This window comes from Indioceanicola profundi, from assembly GCF_003568845.1.
In the GTDB taxonomy this organism is placed as follows: Bacteria; Pseudomonadota; Alphaproteobacteria; order Azospirillales; family Azospirillaceae; genus Indioceanicola; species Indioceanicola profundi.
In genome coordinates this window covers 2,013,897-2,033,158 of sequence record NZ_CP030126.1, presented here as the reverse complement: position 1 = coordinate 2,033,158, position 19,262 = coordinate 2,013,897, and the positions used below count along the sequence as shown (strand labels likewise).

Annotated in this window: 21 protein-coding genes and 2 pseudogenes; 13 read left to right on the top strand and 10 right to left on the bottom strand. The window is 67.6% G+C overall.

The genetic code is table 11. The features are described from left to right. Positions 1 to 540: 540 nt before the first annotated feature. The 5 genes from DOL89_RS09715 (at position 541) to DOL89_RS09695 (ending at position 4,283) form a co-directional block, all read left to right on the top strand. Positions 541 to 1,230, top strand: a complete 690-nt coding sequence (locus DOL89_RS09715; protein WP_119678966.1) for a hypothetical protein — start codon at positions 541 to 543, stop codon at positions 1,228 to 1,230. Then, positions 1,196 to 1,981, top strand: coding sequence for a response regulator transcription factor (locus DOL89_RS09710; protein ID WP_225889752.1), 786 nt, complete (start codon positions 1,196 to 1,198; stop codon positions 1,979 to 1,981). The genes DOL89_RS09715 and DOL89_RS09710 overlap by 35 nt, the downstream gene beginning before the upstream one ends. An 86-nt stretch (positions 1,982 to 2,067) precedes the next feature. Further along, positions 2,068 to 3,669, top strand: coding sequence for a sensor histidine kinase (locus DOL89_RS09705; protein ID WP_119680352.1), 1,602 nt, complete (start codon positions 2,068 to 2,070; stop codon positions 3,667 to 3,669). A gap of 40 nt (positions 3,670 to 3,709) precedes the next feature. Further along, entirely contained in the window at positions 3,710 to 3,898 is a 189-nt protein-coding gene (locus DOL89_RS09700; RefSeq protein ID WP_318658491.1) for a type II toxin-antitoxin system HicA family toxin, read from the top strand. Between the two features lie 10 nt (positions 3,899 to 3,908). Further along, on the top strand, positions 3,909 to 4,283 hold the full coding sequence (locus tag DOL89_RS09695) for a type II toxin-antitoxin system HicB family antitoxin (RefSeq protein ID WP_119678964.1): 375 nt from the start codon (positions 3,909 to 3,911) through the stop codon (positions 4,281 to 4,283). 39 nt (positions 4,284 to 4,322) lie between these two features. Here DOL89_RS09695 and DOL89_RS09690 read toward each other — a convergent pair whose 3' ends face one another. Beyond that, on the bottom strand, positions 4,323 to 6,887 hold the full coding sequence (locus DOL89_RS09690; RefSeq protein ID WP_119678963.1) for a cation:proton antiporter: 2,565 nt from the start codon (positions 6,885 to 6,887) through the stop codon (positions 4,323 to 4,325). A gap of 171 nt (positions 6,888 to 7,058) precedes the next feature. Here DOL89_RS09690 and DOL89_RS26020 point away from each other — a divergent pair. The 5 genes and pseudogenes from DOL89_RS26020 to DOL89_RS09670 form a co-directional block, all read left to right on the top strand. Continuing rightward, positions 7,059 to 7,988: pseudogene (locus DOL89_RS26020) on the top strand (DUF3369 domain-containing protein); the annotation flags it as partial. Between the two features lie 167 nt (positions 7,989 to 8,155). Next, positions 8,156 to 8,458 (top strand): annotated as a pseudogene (locus DOL89_RS26015) (diguanylate cyclase domain-containing protein); the annotation flags it as partial. A gap of 39 nt (positions 8,459 to 8,497) precedes the next feature. Next, entirely contained in the window at positions 8,498 to 9,331 is an 834-nt protein-coding gene (locus tag DOL89_RS09680; RefSeq protein ID WP_162937432.1) for a putative bifunctional diguanylate cyclase/phosphodiesterase, read from the top strand. 43 nt (positions 9,332 to 9,374) lie between these two features. Further along, complete coding sequence (locus tag DOL89_RS09675) at positions 9,375 to 9,692, top strand: nucleotidyltransferase domain-containing protein (protein WP_119678960.1); 318 nt, start codon at positions 9,375 to 9,377, stop codon at positions 9,690 to 9,692. A 2-nt stretch (positions 9,693 to 9,694) separates the two neighbouring features. Next, positions 9,695 to 10,078, top strand: a complete 384-nt coding sequence (locus tag DOL89_RS09670; protein WP_162937431.1) for a HEPN domain-containing protein — start codon at positions 9,695 to 9,697, stop codon at positions 10,076 to 10,078. On the opposite strand, the gene dxs is transcribed toward DOL89_RS09670, so the two are convergent. From dxs to DOL89_RS09645, 5 genes are all read right to left on the bottom strand, one after another. Next, positions 10,075 to 11,997, bottom strand: a complete 1,923-nt coding sequence (gene dxs / locus DOL89_RS09665) for a 1-deoxy-D-xylulose-5-phosphate synthase (RefSeq protein WP_119678958.1) — start codon at positions 11,995 to 11,997, stop codon at positions 10,075 to 10,077. The genes DOL89_RS09670 and dxs overlap by 4 nt on opposite strands. A 51-nt stretch (positions 11,998 to 12,048) precedes the next feature. Beyond that, on the bottom strand, positions 12,049 to 12,948 hold the full coding sequence (locus DOL89_RS09660) for a polyprenyl synthetase family protein (protein WP_119678957.1): 900 nt from the start codon (positions 12,946 to 12,948) through the stop codon (positions 12,049 to 12,051). Positions 12,949 to 12,994: 46 nt separating this feature from the next. Further along, entirely contained in the window at positions 12,995 to 13,240 is a 246-nt protein-coding gene (locus tag DOL89_RS09655) for an exodeoxyribonuclease VII small subunit (protein ID WP_119678956.1), read from the bottom strand. 95 nt (positions 13,241 to 13,335) lie between these two features. Then, positions 13,336 to 14,265, bottom strand: a complete 930-nt coding sequence (locus DOL89_RS09650; RefSeq protein ID WP_119678955.1) for a histone deacetylase family protein — start codon at positions 14,263 to 14,265, stop codon at positions 13,336 to 13,338. A gap of 100 nt (positions 14,266 to 14,365) precedes the next feature. Then, positions 14,366 to 14,602, bottom strand: a complete 237-nt coding sequence (locus tag DOL89_RS09645) for a sulfurtransferase TusA family protein (RefSeq protein WP_119678954.1) — start codon at positions 14,600 to 14,602, stop codon at positions 14,366 to 14,368. Positions 14,603 to 14,694: 92 nt separating this feature from the next. Between DOL89_RS09645 and DOL89_RS09640 the strand changes: the two genes are divergently transcribed. Continuing rightward, positions 14,695 to 15,036 carry an ArsR/SmtB family transcription factor gene (locus DOL89_RS09640; RefSeq protein WP_119678953.1) on the top strand — a complete coding sequence of 114 codons (342 nt, stop codon included), beginning with the start codon at positions 14,695 to 14,697 and terminating at the stop codon, positions 15,034 to 15,036. A 21-nt stretch (positions 15,037 to 15,057) separates the two neighbouring features. On the opposite strand, the gene DOL89_RS09635 is transcribed toward DOL89_RS09640, so the two are convergent. From DOL89_RS09635 to wrbA, 3 genes are all read right to left on the bottom strand, one after another. Beyond that, complete coding sequence (locus DOL89_RS09635; protein WP_119678952.1) at positions 15,058 to 15,465, bottom strand: DUF423 domain-containing protein; 408 nt, start codon at positions 15,463 to 15,465, stop codon at positions 15,058 to 15,060. A 191-nt stretch (positions 15,466 to 15,656) separates the two neighbouring features. Next, positions 15,657 to 16,367: a pirin family protein gene (locus tag DOL89_RS09630; RefSeq protein WP_119678951.1), complete on the bottom strand. Its 711-nt coding sequence runs from the start codon at positions 16,365 to 16,367 to the stop codon at positions 15,657 to 15,659. A gap of 164 nt (positions 16,368 to 16,531) precedes the next feature. Beyond that, a complete protein-coding gene (gene wrbA, locus DOL89_RS09625) occupies positions 16,532 to 17,131 on the bottom strand; it encodes an NAD(P)H:quinone oxidoreductase (protein WP_119678950.1) in 600 nt (199 codons plus the stop codon). 169 nt (positions 17,132 to 17,300) lie between these two features. Here wrbA and DOL89_RS09620 point away from each other — a divergent pair, with 169 nt between their 5' ends. Continuing rightward, complete coding sequence (locus DOL89_RS09620; protein WP_119678949.1) at positions 17,301 to 18,233, top strand: LysR family transcriptional regulator; 933 nt, start codon at positions 17,301 to 17,303, stop codon at positions 18,231 to 18,233. Between the two features lie 30 nt (positions 18,234 to 18,263). On the opposite strand, the gene DOL89_RS09615 is transcribed toward DOL89_RS09620, so the two are convergent. Beyond that, positions 18,264 to 18,410, bottom strand: coding sequence for an entericidin A/B family lipoprotein (locus tag DOL89_RS09615; RefSeq protein WP_119678948.1), 147 nt, complete (start codon positions 18,408 to 18,410; stop codon positions 18,264 to 18,266). Between the two features lie 60 nt (positions 18,411 to 18,470). Here DOL89_RS09615 and DOL89_RS09610 point away from each other — a divergent pair, with 60 nt between their 5' ends. Beyond that, positions 18,471 to 19,220, top strand: a complete 750-nt coding sequence (locus DOL89_RS09610) for a TlyA family RNA methyltransferase (protein ID WP_119678947.1) — start codon at positions 18,471 to 18,473, stop codon at positions 19,218 to 19,220. Positions 19,221 to 19,262: the final 42 nt, after the last annotated feature.

Here is a 19,262-nt window from a genome sequence, read left to right as displayed (position 1 = left end):
CGGCAGGGCTTCATGCGCCGCCCAGGGCGGACTCATCGCAACAGCCTGTGCCCATCCGGCTGAGCGCCAGCGAATGGCGGTAAGTCCAGGATCAGGTACGTTTCGGCGGCACCGGTCCATGGCGGGACAGCGGCGGGCTCCGGTCTCCGGAACCCGCCGCTTCGCTGTCGGACCCTTGCGATTCGCCTTGTCCCTCCAGTGCCTTGGAAACGGCACGTCTCTGTCTCGACTTCGGCTGAATTTGTCCACAATAATGGAGTAGATGACTCCCTATTCTCACGGGCAATTCAGGGCGGAATGCAATAGAAGGCAACGTCTCGGCCGTAACAGGGCTAGGGGTCTACCCCCACCGAAGGTTTGTACGCTCCGCGTTGCAACGAAAAGGGGGTAGGCCAGCTTTTCTTAACCGACAATTCACCATCCAGGCCAATTTTGGTCCTAAGAAAGACTGTTCACGGGTCGAAGTTTTGTCGCATCTACGACATGATTTTGTCTCCGTTCGCGGAAAGCCTTCGGACCTTGGCAGGAGGACGGTGGTACGTGTTTCAGACGGCGGACAGCAATCCGGCGCTGCGGGAATTTCCCGGCGGCGCAACGCCAGTGGCGGTGGCGAAGGCCGCATCCGCGGTCTGCGGCGCCCATGGGCGTGGGCTGAACGGCCTGCTGAGCTGCGCGATGGCGCTGCTGGTGGCTGCCGGCCTCCTGGTAAGCTGCGCCGAGCGGCCGCAGGAGCAGGCGCAGCCGCTGAACACGCAGGTGGCCGTTCTGCCGCCGCCGGACCCGGCACCGGCGCTGGCGCCCACCTCGCCGGTTCCGAAGGCGAAGCCCAAGCCGAAGCCCGTCGCCATTCCCGCCGTGGTCCTGCCGCAGCAGCGGCCGGAACCGGTGGATGCCGCCAGCCAGCAGACCGCGGCGGTGGCGGCGAAGATCGATCCCGGCGTCCTGGTCGGCATGACCGAAGCGGAGACGCTGGACCTCCTGGGCCAGCCAGCCTGGACCCAGGAGATTCCGCCGGCGAAGACCTGGCAGTACGCCAGCGAACGCTGTGTCCTTCGCGTGTTCATGTTCATGGAAATGACCACGCGGGACTTCCGAACGTTGTCCTATGAACTCACCAGCACGGACGAGCAGCCCGATGTCGATCAGCAATGCCTTGCCGAACTTGTCGCCCAGGCCTGGGGAGAGGGAAATCAGCATGATGCCCCTCGCTCGCATCGCACTGGTGGATGACGACGATCTGTTTCGGGAATCGCTCGGCATGAACCTCTCGGACGAGGGGTTCGAGGTCGTGCCGTTCGACCGCGGCCACACCGCCCTGGACTATTTCATCAATGGCGGCTCCGCCGACCTGATCCTGCTGGACTGGCGCATGCCCCGCATGGACGGGATCGAGACGCTGCGCCAGCTCCGGGCCCGCGACATCGACATTCCGGTCATCTTCCTGACCGTGCTGTCCGACCAGATCTATGAGGAGACGGCGCTGACCGGCGGAGCCGTGGACTTCGTGGAGAAGTCGCGCTCCCTGCCGATCCTGCTGAAGCGCATGCAGCTCATCATCCAGGGCCGCAAGCCGACCGCCGAGGAGGCGCAGCCCAACGCCGTCAACAACGAGCTCCTGGGGCAGGTCTACCGCCGCGGCTCGCTGGAGCTGCGTCTGGACGTGGCGCGCGCCTTCTGGAAGGACACCCGCATCGACCTGACGCTGACCGAATTCAACATCGTGAAGCTGATGGCGACCCGGGCCGGGGAGGACGTCTCCTACCGCGACCTCTACGATCTGGTGCATGGCAAGGATTTCGTGGCGGGCTACGGCCCGGCCGGCTACCGCGCCAATGTCCGCGCTTTCATCAAGCGCATCCGCCACAAGTTCCGCGCCGTCGACACCGGCTTCGACGAGATCGAGAACTATCCCGGCTTCGGCTATCGCTGGTCCGACCGGCACCCGGCCGAGCTGACCGGCGCGCCGAAGGACCGCGCCTGACCGGCGCCGCCTGATCCATCGTGTCGGTGCACCAGCCCGTTCCCCATCAGGCGGCGCCTTCCGCGCCGGTTCCGCGGGCGGCCGTCATGGACGGACATACGTCCAGGCGGGAAGACGAATCGTCCCGTCCCGGCCGGCGGCGCGGCAGGCTTTCCCTGCTCGCCCGGTCGCTGGCCGGGCGGCTGGTGCTGGTCGGGCTCGTCTTCCTGGCCGTGCCGGTACTGGTCTATGAGCGGTTCCGCGAGGCCGACCAGCAGAACCAGATCCTGCTGCTGCGAAGCGCCCAGCAGCAGGGCCAGCTCATCTCCCGCGCCCTGGCGCCGGAGCTGCAGCGGCTGGACGGTTCCGCCCTGACGGGGCTGAGCGACCTGCTGAACCGCTTCGCCGATGAGCACACCCGTGTCCGCCTGCTGCTGCGGCCCAGCACCGCCAAGGGCCGAACCGGCGAGGCCTTCTACTACGTCGCCTCGGCTCCCGCGGTTTCCACCGCCATGCTGGATCTGGAGCGGCAGCGCCTCATCAAGCAGGGCGTCCTGGTCCGTCTGGCGGCGAGCTGCGCCGGCGACCAGCCGCTGGCCATCCCGGTGCCGACCGAGAAGGGCGGGCTGGAACTGCTGACCTCCATCGCCCCGGTGCAGACGGAAATGGGCTGCTGGGCCGTCGTCACCTCCCACACGGCGGATGCCTTCGGGGGGACGAGCCGGCCCTACTGGAAGACGCCGGAAGTCCAGGCTGCCGCCCTGATCTATCTGGCCATGGCCGCCATCGTCATGGTGCTGATGCTGGAGATCTGGCGCAACCTGCGCCGCTTCGGCGATCTGGCCCGCAATCTGGTGCAGTCCCGCGGCGCCGATCCGCGCGGCCGGGGGCTGACCTTCACCGCCCACAACACGGTGCCGGAGCTGGCTCCGGTGGCGGAGGATTTCGACCGGTTGGTCGCCACGCTGCACAACTCCGCCGTCAATCTCCGCCGCGCCGCGGAGGACAACGCCCACGCCTTCAAGACGCCGATCGCCATCATCCGGCAGGCCGTGGAGCCTCTGAAGCGCATCGTCCCGGCGGAGGATACCCGCGGTCGCCGCGCCCTGGACATGATCGAGACGTCGGTGGAACGGCTGGACGGGCTGGTCTCCTTCGTCCGCCGTATGGACGAGACGGCGGCCGACCTGCTGGAGCCGCCGCGCCAGCGCATCGACTTCTCCGCCCTGCTGGAGCGGGTGCTGCTGGGCTACCGCGGCGTATTGGAGGAGAGGCAGGTTCATCTCGCCCCGCGGGTGGAGCGGGGGCAGGTGGTCCGGGCCGGCGAGGATCTGCTGGAAACCATCGTCGAGAACGTCATCGACAACGCCATCAGCTTCTCGCCGCCCGGCGGGGTGCTGAGGGTGGCTCTGCGTCGTGTCGGCAAGTCCGTCGAGTTCACCATCGACGATGAGGGGCCGGGCGTCGAGCCGTCGAACCTGGACAAGATATTCGAGCGCTATTTCTCCCAGCGTCCCGGCGGAAGCGGCGGCGGGCAGGGCGGCGCCAACCTGCCGGTGCGCGCGGGAGAAGACGGCATGGCCCATTACGGCATCGGCCTGTGGGTCGTGCGCCGCAACGCCGAAGCCATCGGCGGCACGGTGGAAGCCCGCAACCGCGACGAGGGCGGCCTCAGCATGCTGATCCGCCTGCCCTTGGCCGAGGGGTGAGGCGGGCCCCGGCTAGCTGGGGCAAAGCGGCGTGTGTGTGATGTGCGCCATGAGGGGCGCGGACCTGATACGCGAGTTGAAAGCAGCAGGTTGGATGCCGGATCGGGTCCGCGGGTCCCATCACGTCTTCAAACATCCTGATCGTCCCGGCCACTTGGTTGTACCGCACCCGAAGAAAGACCTCGGGACCGGGCTTATGACGGCGATCCGCATGCAGGCGAGGCTCTGAGGAGGGGTCGATGCGCTATCCCATCGCGATCGAACCGGGCAGCGGGGAAACAGCTTTTGGCGTCGTAGTGCACGATCTGCCAGGGTGCTTCTCGGCCGGCGAAAGCCTGGACGAAGCCATTCAAGCTGCCGAGGAGGCTGCGGCGGCCTGGGTCGACGCGGCCCTGGATGCCGTCACCGCTGTTCCGGCCCCCTCGTCACTGGACGCGATCCGTGCGAACCCGGATTTCAAAGGCTGGACATTCGGCTTCATGACTGTCGACCCCGCATTGCTGGACGACACGGTGGAGCGGATCAATGTCTCTCTGCCACGGCGGGTATTGCGCCGGCTCGACAGTTTGGCACAGGCGGCCGGCGAAACCAGGTCCGGCTACTTGCCAAGCTGACGCTGGAGGATCGGCGGGGGGCCGCCTGACCGACGGCTGCTAGCCTGCCCTCGGAAGTCGCCGGACGGCAACGTCGTAGAAGTGGGCGCGCAGGGCGGGGTCTTCCTCGAAGAGGCGGGCCAGATCGCGCCGCTGGAGAACCAGCAGCCGGCAATAGGCGCTCGAGATCACGTCGGCGTTGCGCGGCTCGTCATAGAGCAGCGCCATCTCCCCGAACACGTCGCCGCTGCCCAGCCGCACCGGATGGGCCAGTCCGGGCACCTTGACCAGCACGGCGCCGGAGGCGACCACATACATGGAGTCGCCCCGCTCGCCGCGGCGGACGATGATCTCGTCGGGCACGGTCAGACGGGGACGGAACAGCTTCTCGATCCGCTTCAGCCGGTCCTCCGGCAGGCCGGAGAAGAGGGAGACGCGGTCAACCAGCTCGGAGGTGGAAAGACCCAGGTCCAGTGCCGGCGGCCGCTCCACCTCCCGCCTGCGTTCGCGTAGCTCGCGGCTCAGGTCCTGGAGGATTTCGCGGCTGATCAGCGCCTCCTCGAACAGGAGGTTCAGCGACCGCTCCTCGAAGCGCAGGCCGGCGCGGGCCAGATAGCGCTCCTGCACCGCTTCGGCATAGGTGGGGTATTGCAGGCGCAACGCCTCCAGCGCCTCCTCCACGGCGATCTGTCGCCGCTCCAGCAGGCCGGAAAGGGTTGCGGCAGCGTCGCGGCCCAGCATGGGGGCCAGCCGCTCCCCATTGAAGCGCAGCAGCGCCTGAAGCACCAGCCGCAGGGTCAGCAGCATGGCGAAACGTTCCGTCAGCCGGGCGGCGAGGGCGCGTTGGATGCCGAACCGGCGGTGCAGCAGCAGGGCGGAGCGGAGCCGGCGCGACAGGCGCAGGAATTTGCCCGAGGCCTTGACGTAGCCGGACTGTCCGCCCGTTTTCACCGCATCTTGCAGGCGACCGGCCTGGGTGGTGAGGATCTGCACGATCCGGCGGGAGATCACTCCGTCCCGGAACAGGTCCAGATACAGCTCCTCCTCCCGCCGGGCCAGGGTGGACAGGCCGATATAGATGCGGTCGTCCGCGGACAGGCCGCCGTGGCGCGCTTCAAGGTCCAACTGCTCCTGCGCCAGTTCCGCCCCGCGCTCCAGCAGGGGCTGCACGGCCGGGGCCGGGTCCATGTGGAAGTCGTTGGCGGTCCGCTCCACCTCCTTGCGGACGTCGCCCAGCGACAGGCCGAGCGCCCGGTTGCGCAGGATCAGCTCCAGCGGGGAGAGCTTGTCGATGCCCAGCAGCCGGATCAGGGGACGCAGGGTGGTGCCCTGGACGAACAGGGTGAACAGGACGAAGCCGGTGACCACCACGGCGACGAGGCTGCGCGTATCGTCCGAGACGGCCTGGTTCTCCGAAACCGCCAGCCCCAGGGCGAGGGACACGGCGCCCCGCAGCCCGCCCCAGAGCATCACCGCCTTGTACGGGTTGCTGATCCGGTCGGCAGCCCCTACGGCGGTGAGCGCCGGCAGCATGCCGTAGATCACCAGGGCGCGCGCCACCAGGGCGGAGACGATCAGGGCGGCCAGGATCAGCACATGCCCCCAGGTCGCCCCCATCAGGGTGGGTGGCACCAGCATGGAGGCCAGGATGAAAATCAGCGAGTTGGCCCAGAAGCCCAACTGGCTCCACACCTGCTGCAGCCCGCCCCAGCTTTCCGGGCTGATGCGGGTCCGCCCCTCGGCCGAGACGACGAGCCCGGCGGTGACCACGGCCACCACGCCGGACACGCCGGCATAGGTTTCCGCGACGATAAAGGCCAGATAGGCGAGGCTGACGGTGACCGTGATCTCCGCCTGCGGCTGGTCGTGCAGCGGGGTCACCACCATCATGGCCACCCATCCCAGCACATAGCCCACGGCAAGACCGCCCAGGAACTTGACCAGGAAGGCCACGGCCGCGGCCCCGATGTCCGCCCCGTTGGCGCCGGCCGCGCCGGCGGTGACCATGCCCAGCAGCAAGGTGAACAGGGCGATGGCGGCGGCGTCGTTGAACAGGCTTTCGCCCTCGACCAGGATCGACAGCCGCCGCGGCGCGCCGAGGTCGCGGAAGATGCCGACAACGGCGGCGGGGTCGGTGGTGGCGACGATGGCCGCCAGCATCAGGCAGACCACCAGCTCCTGCGTGGACCAGACGCCGTTCCAGAGATACCACGCCCCCCACATGCCCAGGCCCGAGATGGCGGTGCTGAGCAGCACCGCGACCACGGCCAGCAGCAGGATTGGCCAGAGGTCGTCCATCAGGCGGCGGACATTGACCGAGAGGGCCATGTCGAACAGCAGCACCGGCAGGAATATGTGCAGGAAGGCGGCGGAGGTGAGCTTCAAATCCCCCAGCGCCGCCAGGAAATCGCCAACCGGCCCCAGTCCGCTGAGTTCCACGTCCAGCACCGGCGCGCCCAGGCCATAGGTCTGACGGCCCAGATGGATAGCCGTGCCGATGGCCACGCCGACGACGGCCAGCAGCACCGTATAGGGCAGGCGCAGCCTTTGGGCCAGCGGCGGCAGGAAGCTGACGACCGCCAGCAGGCCCGCGAGCGCGAAAAGGGTGTGGACGAGATTACCCATGCGGGATGCCGGCTCATCGGGTCGAGGAGGGAGCGTGGGCGCAACCTAAGCACCGCCCTGTAATGGGGCAAGTGGCGATCCCGGGGCAGCTTGTGGACGGAGCTGTGATACGGGATGGCGACAACCCCTTTCGGCTATGCTAGAAAGAGGTAATACGTACCGGGGGTTGTGATGACCGATGACGAGCTGCTGTTCGCGCCGGAGGCGCCGGAGGTGGAAGCCCTGCCGGTCGCCGACGTTGCGCCATGGCGGGTTCTGATCATCGACGATGACCCCGAGGTACACCAGGTTACCCGCATCGCCTTGCGCGGGCTGTGTCCCTTCGGCCGACCGCTGGAGTTCCTGAGCGCCCATTCCGCCGCCGAAGGAGAGGCCATGGTCCGCGCCACGCCGGATCTGGCGCTGATCCTCCTGGACGTGGTCATGGAGACGGACGATGCCGGCCTCCAGCTCGCGCGCCGCATCCGCGAGGAGATCGGGAACCGGCTGGTCCGGATCGTCCTGCGCACCGGTCAGGCGGGGCAGGCGCCGGAACGGTCGGTGGTGGCTGCCTATGACATCAATGATTATCGTGCAAAGGTTGAGCTTACCTCTCAACGCCTTGCCACCACTGTTCTGGTCGCCCTGCGCGGCTATGAACAGGTCTGCGGGATGGAGCGGGGGCGGCGCGGCCTGCAACAGGTACTCGACGCGACGGCCGCCCTGTTCGGGGAACGATGCCCGGACAGGTTCGCCAGCGGCGCGGTGAGACAGTTCCGAAATCTGCTGGGCGGGGACTGGGACGTCCTGCTCTGTATGGCGGCCCTGGGGGAAGAGGCTGGGGAGGGAGCGGAACCGGCGGGGCCGGTGGAGCCGCGTCTGCTGGCCTCCACGGACGAACGCATTCCGCCCGGCCTGCTGGCTGCCGCCATCGGCCCGGAGCAGCGGCGGCGAATCCTGTCCTGCCTGGCCGCGGGGGAGCATGGTTCCGGCGAAGGCTGGATGACCCTGCATGTCCGGGTGTCGCGCGGGGTGGTCGGCGTACTCCACGCCGAACATGCCGGCGACGCGCCGTCTCCGATGGCGGACGGCAGCGGACTGGAGGCGGAACGGAAGCTGCTGGAGCTGTTCCTGCGCATGATCGCGGTGGGGCTGGACAATGTGCTGCTCTTCGACGAGCTGGTGAAGGACCGGACCCATGACCGCGCCACCGGACTGTTGAACCGTTCCGGCTTCGTGGCTGCCATCGATGCCCAGCTTGCCCGCATGGCGGCCGGAGCGATCGATGCCTGCTCCGTCGCCACCATCGACCTGCGCCGGTTCCGCGACATCAATCACGAGCTGGGCGTGTCCTGGGGGACCGGCTGCTGGCGGCGACGGCTGAACGGCTGGCCGCGGCGGCGGGCGGACCCGGCCTCTGCGCCCGCATCGGCGGCGACCAGTTCGCGGTGCTGCTGCCCGGCCTGCCCATCGAGCTGGCCCGCGGCCGGTTGCGGGAAATCGCAACGGCGCTGGGCGCGCCCATCATGCTGGCCGGGCGGGAGGTACATCCGCTCGCCATCCCCGGCCTCGCCTGGTGCGGCAAGGCAGGGCTGCATGCGGAGGAGCTGCTGGCGCGGGCGGAGGACGCCATGCAGCAGGCCAAGCGGACCTTCGGCCGGCTGACGGAGGTGGTGGTTGGAGAGGCCGAGGCGCCTGGGCGGCTGGGGCTGACCATCGAACTCAACGCCGCGCTGAAGCAGAACCAGTTCGAGCTCTATTACCAGCCCATCGTCAATGCTGCCGACCGGCAGGTGGTGGCGCTGGAGGCCCTGATCCGCTGGAACCACCCGACGCGGGGCACCATCGCCCCGGCCGCCTTCATCCCCACGGCGGAGGAGACCGGGCTGATCGTTCCCATCGGAAGCTGGGTGCTGCGCGAAGCGGCGCGGCAGGCGGCCGCGTGGCACAGGGCGTCGCCCCGGCACCGCCCCTGGGTGTCCGTCAACATCTCCGCCGCCCAGCTTTCAGAGCCGGGCTTCCTTGAGGGGGTCCAGACTGTTATCGAGGAATGTGGCGTCGATCCCTCCTGGCTGAAGCTGGAGGTGACGGAAAGCACCATCATCTCCGACCCCGACCATGCGGCGCTGGTTCTGTCCGGGCTGCGCGACCTCGGCATCCGGCTGTCCATGGATGACTTCGGGACCGGCTACTCGAACCTGAGCTATCTCCAGACTCTGCCCTTCGATTTTCTGAAGATCGACCGGGCCTTTGTGAAGAGCATGATCGAGCGGTTCGAGAGCCGCACCATCCTGCGGACCATGATGGCCCTGGCCCAGCAGTTGGAGATCGAAGTGGTGGCGGAAGGGGTGGAGACGGCGGCGCAGGCCGATGAACTCACCCGGCTCGGCTGCGGCTTCCTCCAGGGCTTCCTGTTCGGCCGGCCCATGCCGGCCTGTGCCGCCGGGCGGCTGATCGGGGCTTGAACGGGCCGTGCGCGGGAAGGGGCGGCCGTGTTATCCTGGGACCATGAACCCACGCATCCGCCCCATCCTGGATGAATTGAAGGCCGGGCTCGAGGAGCTGTATGGCGACCGGCTGGACCGCGTCATCCTCTATGGCAGCCAAGCCCGCGGCGATTCCGGCCCGGAGAGCGATATCGACGTGCTCGTTGTGCTGAGGGAGCCGTTCGACACCGTCCGGGAATTGCAACGGGTCGTTCACCTGACCACGGCACTGGATATCCGGCACGGCGTGGCGATTACGCCTGTGATGCGTACATCGGCGGATGTGGAGCTTTCCCACGCATTCTATCGGAATGTGATGCACGAAGGCGTGAGGATCTGAACTTGGCGCTGACAGTCGAGGACCTGCTTGCGATCGGGAAGCGTAATCTGGAAGCGGCCCGCTATAACATTGAAGGCGGATTCGCCGACATCGGATTGAGCCGCGCCTATTACGCGATGTTCCACGGCGCATCCGCAGCGCTGCTCTCCATCGGCATCACGCCCAGAACGCATGCCGGCGTGCGGACCATGTTCGCTCAGAACTTCGTCAAACCTGGCCACATCGCGGTCGGCTATTTTGAAATGTACAGCTACGCCTTCGCGCTCCGGCAGGATGCCGATTATTCCGGACGGCAGCTCTCCCTGGAGGAGGTGCAGCCACATCTGGAAAATGCGGCGGCCTTCATCGCTGAAGTCCGCCGCTTTCTGAGCCTTCCGGGCGATTAGGCCCTTGCCGGCTGGGGCTTCGCCTGGTCGATGCCGAGCGCCTTCAGCGCCGTCGTCACGATGTGCGGGGCGGTGAGGCCGGCTTCCTCATACTGCTTCTCGGGCGTGTCATGGTCCTGGAACACGTCCGGCAGGGTCATGGTGCGGACCTTGAGGCCATGCTCCAACAGGCCGTTATTGGCCAGGAAGCCCAGCACGAAGCTGCCGAACCCGCCGACCGAGCCCTCCTCGATGGTGATCAGCACCTCATGCTCCGCCGCCAGCCGGCGGATCAGCTCCTCATCCAGCGGCTTGGCGAAGCGGGCGTCGGCCACGGTGGTGGACAGGCCGCGGGCAGCCAGATCCTCAGCCGCCACCAGCGCCTCCTTCAGACGCGCGCCGAGGGAGAGGATGGCGACCTTGGCGCCCTGGCGGACAATGCGGCCCTTGCCGATCTCCAGCGGCACGCCCTGATCCGGCATGTCGACGCCGACACCCTCTCCGCGCGGATAGCGGAAGGCGATAGGGCCGGCATCATAGGCGGCGGCAGTGGCCACCATATGCACCAGCTCCGCTTCGTCCGCCGCGGCCATCACCACCATGTTGGGCAGGCAGCCCAGATAGGCGACATCGAAGCTGCCGGCATGGGTGGCGCCGTCGGCCCCGACCAGCCCGGCCCGGTCGATGGCGAAGCGCACCGGCAGGTTCTGGATGGCGACATCGTGCACGACCTGATCGTAGGCGCGCTGAAGGAAGGTGGAATAGATGGCGCAGAACGGCCGGAACCCTTCCGTCGCCAGGCCGGCGGCGAAGGTGACCGCGTGCTGTTCGGCGATGCCGACATCGAAGCAGCGGTCCGGATAGGCCTTCTCGAACAGGTCCAGCCCGGTGCCGGACGGCATGGCGGCGTTGATCGCCACGATGCGCGGGTCGCGGCCCGCCTCGGAGATCAGGCTCTGGGCGAAGACCTTGGTATAGCTCGGCGCATTGGCCTTGGCCTTGGTCTGGGCGCCGGTGATGACGTCGAACTTGCTGACGGCGTGCAGCTTGTCGGCGCTCGCCTCCGCCGGGGCGTAGCCGCGGCCCTTCTGCGTGACGCAATGGATCAGGACCGGCCCGTCACCCTCATCATCCCGGATGTTCTCCAGGATGGGCAGCAGGTGGTCGAGATTGTGCCCGTCGATGGGGCCGACATAATAGAAGCCCATCTCCTCGAACAGGGTGCCGCCGGTGACCATGCCGCGGGCATATTCCTCCGCCCGGCGGGCGGCGGTCTGCAAGGGGCGCGGCAGCACGCCGGCCACCTGCTTGCCGAGATCGCGCAGGCCCCGGTAGGATTTGGAGGAGATCAGCCGGGACAGGTACCCGCTCATCGCGCCCACGGGCGGCGCGATGGACATGTCGTTGTCGTTCAGGATGACGATCAGCCGGCTGTTCATCGCCCCGGCATTGTTCATCGCCTCATAGGCCATGCCGGCGGAGATGGAGCCGTCGCCGATCACGGCGATGACATTGTTCCGGCGGCCCGCGAGGTCACGCGCCACCGCCATGCCGAGGCCGGCGGAAATGCTGGTGGAGCTGTGGGCGGCGCCGAACGGGTCGTACTCGCTCTCCGACCGCTTGGTGAAGCCGGACAGACCGCCGCCCATGCGCAGGGTGCGGATGCGGTCACGCCGTCCGGTGAGGATCTTGTGCGGATAGCACTGGTGCCCGACGTCCCAGATCAGCCGGTCCGCCGGCGTGCTGAACACATAGTGCAGCGCCACGGTCAACTCGACCACGCCCAGCCCTGCGCCCAGATGCCCGCCAGTGACGGACACCGCGTCGATCGTCTCCGCCCGCAGCTCGTCGGCCAGCTGGCGGAGCTGGGATGGGGCCAGCTTGCGCAGCTTCTCCGGCGTCGGGCACTGATCGAGCAGCGGCGTCTTGGACTGCGCCATGGTGAAGTTTCCTTCCAGTACTCAAAACACGTGGATGCGTGGCGGCAACCTTCAAGTCCGCCGTTCAACCACGAAACGGGCGACCTCTTTCAGCATATCCGCACGGTCACCGAATATCTCCAGATGGCGAGAGGCCTGTTCGGCCAGCCGGCCGGCCTGGTCGCGCGCCCGCTCCACCCCCAGGATGGAGACGAAAGTGGCCTTGCCGGCCTGCTCGTCCCGTTGAACGGGCTTGCCGGTTTCCTCCTCGGTGCCTTCCACGTCCAGCAGATCGTCGGCGATCTGGAAGGCCAGACCCAGATCGTGGGCATAGGCCTGGAGCGAATGCAGATGCGCCGGGCTGGCCCTGCCCAGGATGGCGCCGGCCGTGGCGGAGAAGGCGATCATGTCGCCGGTCTTCATCCGCTGCAGCCGGGTGATGGCGCCGATGTCGAAGGTGGTCGTTTCCGCGATAAGGTCAAGCATCTGTCCGCCGACCATGCCGCGCGGGCCGGCGGCGCGTGCCAGCGCCGCCACCAGCTTGCAGCGAACGGACGGGTCCTCATGCGTTTCCGGGTCGGACAGGATCTCGAACGCCGCGGTCAGCAGCCCGTCGCCGGCCAGGATCGCCGTCGCCTCGTCGAATTCCAGGTGAACCGTCCGGCGGCCGCGCCGCAGATCGGCATTGTCCATGGCCGGCAGATCGTCATGGATCAGGCTGTAGCAATGGATGAACTCCACTGCCGCGGCCGTGCGCAGGGCGCAGGCCGGGTTCACCCCGAACATGCGCGCGCTCTCCATCACCAGGAAAGGGCGCAGCCGCTTGCCGCCGCCGAGACAACCGTAGCGCATGGCGTCATACAGCTTGGCCTCGGCCAGATCGGTCCGGGGCAGCAGCACGTCGATCGCGGCTTCCACCTGCTCGACAGTATCCGCCATGGCGGTTTGCAGGGATTTCGGCAGGCTGGGCATCTACATATCCGGCAGGTGGAGCGGCAGGGCGGAAGGTCCGGGCGCGTCAGTCCAGGCGGGCGGGCTCGGCGCCCACCGTTCCATCGGCGGCGACGGTGATCCGATCGATTTTGGCTTGCGCTTCCCGCAGCTTCAACTCGCAATGCCGCTTCAGCAGGGTTCCGCGCTCATAATGGCGGATGGCGTCGTCCAGCTTGGCCTTGCCCTCCTCCAACTGGCGCACGATGCGCTCAAGCTCCGCAAGGGCGTCCTCGAAGGACATCTGGGCGATATCGGCAGGCAGGTCGGTCATCGGTCGTCAGGCAGGTTTTGGAAAGGCGGACAATAGGGCGGACATACCGCGGCAAGCAAGCCTTGCCGCGGCTAGCCCGATGGCCCTAGGCCATACTACGCGACCATCAGTGACTTGACGTGGGCCGCAGAGCTGTTTGCCAGGGCGATCAGGTCGTAGCCGCCTTCGAGCGCCGAAACGACCCGGCCGTCGCAATGCTTCGCCGCCAGCTCGCACAGCTTTCCGGTGACCCAGGCGTAATCGTCTTCCATCAGGTGAAGACCGGCGAGGGGATCGCGGGTGTGGGCGTCGAAGCCGGCGGAGATCATGATGAGGTCCGGCCGGAAGGCGTCGATGGCGGGCAGGAGCTGGCTCTGCACGGCCATCCGGAACTCCGGGCTGCCGGACATGGGGGGCAGGCAGGCGTTCACGACATTGTTGTACTTGCCATGCTCCTTCGCGGCCCCGGTGCCGGGATAAAGCGGCCACTGGTGGGTGGAGCCGTAGAAGAGGTTCGGATCGCCTTCCGCCACGGTCTGGGTGCCGTTGCCGTGATGGACGTCGAAATCGATGATGGCGACACGCTCCAGCCCGTGGACGGCGCGGGCATGGGCGGCCCCCACGGCGATGCTGTTGAACAGGCAGAAGCCCATGGCCTGGTCCGGTTCCGCATGGTGGCCCGGCGGGCGCACGGCGCAGAAGGCGTTCCGCACCTCGCCCGTGCAGACGGCATCCACCGCACCGACCACCGCGCCGGCCGCCCGCAGCGCCGCCTCGCCCGAGCCGGGGGACAGCCAGGTATCGTCATCGATGCTGGCCGAGCCTTCCTTGGGCACCTTGGCCAGCACGCCGTCGATATGGTGGGCGGGGTGGACGCGCAGCAACTGGTCCCGCGTGGCGCGCGGCGCCTCCCGCCGATCCAGGAACATGAAGGCCTCATCCTCCAGCGCCGCGAGCACGGCCCGCACCCGCTGGGCGCATTCGGGATGCCCCTCGCCGGTGTCGTGCTCCAGGCAGGCAGGATGGAAAAAGAGCGCGGTGTGCATGATTCTTCCGGGTTCGTTTCCTCACCGCCTATCATTCCCCAAACCGCGCGCGGTTTCATGGGGAAAGTGTCACGGGCGCAACGCGGGACCCGAAGCCGGATCAGCCGCCCTTGCGGATGCGGAACCGATAGACGCCGTCCTGCTCGGTGGAGGACAGCAGCTCATGCCCGGCCTCCCGGCAGAAGGTGGCGAAATCCTTGGGCGCGGCCTTGTCGGTGGCGGTGACGGAGAGCACTCCGCCGGGGGCGACATCCTTCAGCCGCTTGCGTGCCCGCAGCACGGGCAGGGGGCAGATCAGCCCGGTGCAGTCCAGTTCCTGTTCCACCAGATCGGCCATGTGCGCCCTGCTTTCAGATGGTGTTCCTACCGGGTGAAAATTTTTACCGGGGCAGGCTTGACGCCCCGTGAGCCCGGACGATTTCCCTGCCTATGGACATCGAACGCCTCAAAGTCAACGCACACAAGGCTGCCGCTCTCCTCAAGGCGATCGGCAACGAAAAGCGCCTCTTGATCCTCTGCCATCTGGTGGATGGCGAGCGGTCGGTGGGGGAGCTTGAGAAGCTGGTGGATCTATCCCAGTCCGCCCTGTCGCAGCATCTGGCACGGCTGCGCAAGGACAATCTGGTGAAGACCCGCCGCAGCGCCCAGACCATCTATTACTCGCTGAACGGCGAAGAGGCGGTGGTCGTGATGCACACGCTTCACGAAATCTGCTGCGGGGCCAAATCCGCCAGCACGCCGAAGGCCAAGGTGCCGGAAGCCGTGGGCTGAAACCCGTCGGCTGCCGCGCTGCTATGAACCGGCGCCCGCCCCCCGGACGCCGGCGGCGGCCAGCAGCAGCCAGCCCAGGATGAAGCCCAGCCCGCCGATGGGCGCTACCGCGCCCAGCACGCTCGGCCCCTGCCAGCCCAGCAGGTAGAGCGCGCCCGGAAACAGGATGCAGCCCAGCACGAACAGCCAGCCCGCCGCGGCCAGCAGGCCCGCGCCGGCCGGGGCGCGCTGCCGCAGCGCCACGACGCCTGCGATGGCGAGCGCATGCACCATCTGATACTGGCTTGCCGTCCCCCACAGCTCCACCGCCCGCGGCCCCTTGGCCGCTTCCAGCCCGTGCGCCGCATAGGCCCCGCAGGCCACCGCCAACGCGCCGAACAGGCCGGCGAGCAGGAGAAGGGCGGAGGCGGTGCGGTCGGTGCGGGTCATGTCGGTGCGCCTTTCGACTGTCCAGGAGTCTCTATCGTCCAAGTGTCTCCGCCGTCCAGGCGGGCCGATGCAGCATAGGGCGGCGGGCAGCCCTCCGCATCCATGCCGGGAGCTTCTCTGCCCTGCGGTTCCGGCCAGCACGGAAAGGGCGGGCCCTTTCGGACCCGCCCTCCCGCACAGGCACTGTTCCGTTACGCCGCCTTTGGCAGGTCGGCCAGGAGGATTTCGGCTTCCTCCAGCGCCTCGATGGTCAGGGTCGGCTCATCCCTGACGGCCGCACCGTCGCGGGCGTCGAGTTCGATCCCGTTCACCCGCACCTTGCCGCGGGCGGGAACCAGATAGGCCAGACGGTCGCCGACCTCGTAGGTCACGGTCTTGCCGGCGGGCAGAGTCGCGCCCAGCAGGGCCGCGTCCTGATGGATCATCAGCGCGTCCGTGTCGGCATGCTTGATCCGGCCGGACGCCAGCACCACCAACTCGCCGGCGGCCTCGCCCTTCGGGAACTGGCGGGCCTCCCAGCGGGGGGCGACGCCGGCCTTGTTCGGGATGATCCAGATCTGGAAAATCTGGGTCTCGCCCGGCTCGCGGTTGTACTCGGCATGGACGATGCCGGTGCCGGCGGACATCACCTGCACGTCGCCCGCCTCTGTGCGGCCCTCATTGCCCAGAAAATCCTGGTGGGTGATGGCCCCCTTCCGAACATAGGTGATGATCTCCATGTCCTTGTGCGGGTGCGGGTCGAAGCCGGTGCCGGCCGCGATGGTGTCATCGTTCCAGACCCGCAGAGGTCCCCAATGAACCCGCTTCGGATCGTGGTAGTGGCCGAAGCTGAAATGATGCTTGGCATCCAGCCAGCCGAACCTGGCGCCGCCCAGGCTGTTGAACGTACGACGCTCGATCATGACACGTCTCCTTGTCTGGCCCCTCTCCTGAGGCGGCCGGTTGAACTCGTTTGCGGGCCGTGGGCCGGATCAAGCGGAGCGCCGATCCGACACGGTTCCAGCGTTCTGCACCGCTGTGTCGGATCGTCGGGCCATGCCCTCGATCCGACCTACGGTGTTCCGCCTCAGCCCTTCAGCTTGGCGGCGATCTTCGCCACATGGGCGCCCTGGAAGCGGGCCCCGCCCAGCTCCACCTCGCTGGGCTGGCGGCTGCCGTCGCCGTCGGCCAGGGTGCTGGCGCCGTAGGGGGTGCCGCCCTTCACCTCTTCCACGCCCATCTGGCCGGGATAGCTGTAGGGCAGGCCGGCGATGACCATGCCGTGATGCATCAGGTTGGTGATCACGCTGAACAGGGTGGTCTCCTGACCGCCATGCTGGGAGGCGGTGGAGGTGAAAGCCGCGCCGACCTTGCCGACCAGCGCGCCCTTGACCCACAGCCCGCCGGTCTGGTCCCAGAAATTGGCCATCTGGCTGGGCATGCGGCCATAGCGGGTGGGCGCGCCCACGATGATGGCATCGTACTCCGGAAGCTCCGCGACGGTTGCAATCGGGGCCGCCTGCTCAAGCTTCATGCCTGCGTTCCGGGCGACTTCCTCCGGCACCAGCTCCGGCACCCGCTTCACGGTCACCTCGGCGCCTTCGGACCGCGCGCCCTCGGCGATGGCGTTGGCCATCTGCTCGATATGGCCGTAGCTGGAATAATAGAGGACGAGAACCTTGGTCATCGGGAAGACCTCCTGCGTTTCAGGTGACGGGCCGACAACAGCGACGCTGTCCTTCCGTCCACGCCGCAACAGATAGCGCGTTGCCCGCCGCCCGATAATCCGCCACAATTGCACCGGTTCGTTGCCGTCAGGGGGACAATGGGCGAACCGCAGGCGGAGATGAGGGGCGATGGAGAGGCTGGAGGATCTGCGGCTGTTCACTCTGGTGGCGGAGGCGAGAAGCTTCACCCGTGCCGCGGAAAAGCTGAACCTTTCGAAATCCGCCGCCAGCCGCCGCATCGCGGAGCTGGAGGAGCAGCTCGGCGCGCGGCTGTTCCACCGCACCACCCGGTCCATCAGCCTGACCCAGGTGGGCCAGGGCTTCTACCAGCGCATCTCCCAGATCCTGGCCGATCTGGAGGATGCGGAGCGTAGCGTCACCGACGAGCATGCGGCCCCTCGCGGCGTGCTTAAGATCGCGGCCCCCATGTCCTTCGGCTTCCGGCATCTTGGCGGCGCGCTCTGCGACTTCATGAGCCGCTACCCGGAGGTGGAGGTGGATATGGAGCTGTCCGACCGCTTCGTCGATCTGGTGGAGGAGGGGTACGATCTGGCGGTGCGCATCGGACGGCTGAAGGACAGCTCGCTGATCGCGCGGCGCATCTGCCCGGCCCGCATGGTGGTCTGCGCCAGCCCGGACTATTTCAAGCGGCGCGGCCGTCCCGGCATTCCCCAGGACCTGACCAATCACGACTGCCTGATCTATACCGGCTCCCAGCGCGACGAATGGACCTTCCGCGCCAAGCCGGGCTCCAACGAGCTGGTGCATATCAAGGTCAATGGCCGGATCAAGGCCAACAATGGCGACGTGCTGCGGCAGGCCGCGGCGGGCGGCTGCGGCATCGTCATCATGCCGACCTTCATCGTGGGGGAGGATTTGACCGCGGGACGGCTGGCTCCCTGCCTGCTGGACCATATGGTGGAGCCCAGCGCCGTCCACTGCGTCTACCCCGCCAACCGCCACCTCAGCCCCAAGGTCCGCGCCTTCGTGGACTTCATGACCGGCCGTTTCGGCCCGGTGCCGTACTGGGATGAGAGCCTGACGGTGCTGAAGGGCGGGTGAGGGGCGTTTGACCCCGGCCGCCGGTGGCGGTTATCTCTTGCCCTTCTCGCCGGCGCCCTCGATCGCCTCACCGGCCCGTTGCAGGTCCTTGCCGATCCCTTCCACCGTGTTGCAGGCGGTCAGCAGGGCGAGCGAGGCCAGCAGGATGGCGGGGAGGGCGGTGCGCAGGCGCTTCATGGCGGGCCGAACCGAATGTGTGAACCTATCTTCCGTCCCCATACCACGAAGTCGTGAAGCATGTCCAAACAGCCGAAAGTCAGGGTGGATCAGGCGTTGGTGGAACGCGGGCTGGCTGAAAGCCGCGCCAAGGCCCAGGCCCTGGTCATGGCCGGGCTGGTCTATGCCGATACCCGCCGCATCGCCAAGCCGGGCGAGCAGGTCGCCCCCGATCTGGCTCTGACCGTCAAGGGCCAGGACCATCCCTGGGTCAGCCGGGGCGGGTTGAAGCTGGTGAAGGCGCTGGATCATTTCGGGATCGATCCAACCGGACTGACCGCCATCGACGTCGGCGCTTCCACCGGCGGCTTCACCGACGTGCTGCTGAGCCGCGGCGCGGCCAAGGTCTATGCCGTGGATGTGGGCCATGGGCAACTGGCCTGGAAGCTGCGGGAAGACCCCCGCGTCGTGGTGATGGAGAAGACGAATGCCCGCCATCTGACGGCGGAGCAGATACCGGAACCGCTGGACATGGTGGTCTGCGATGCCAGCTTCATCGGGCTGGAGACGGTGCTGCCCGCGGCCCTGGACCTGACCCGGCCCGGCGCGTGGCTGGCGGCCCTGATCAAACCGCAGTTCGAGGTCGGCAAGGGCCGCGTCGGCAAGGGCGGGGTGGTGCGGGAGCCGGAGCTTCACCAGGAGGTCTGCGACCGCATCCAGGCTTGGCTGGCGGCCCGGCCCGGCTGGATCGTGCTGGGCATCACGGAAAGCCCGATCACCGGCCCGGAGGGAAATAAGGAATTTCTTATTTGCGGTCGCCGAACCGCGTGAGGGGGGCCGTCCTATCCTGTTGGCTGTCGCCGAACAAGCAAT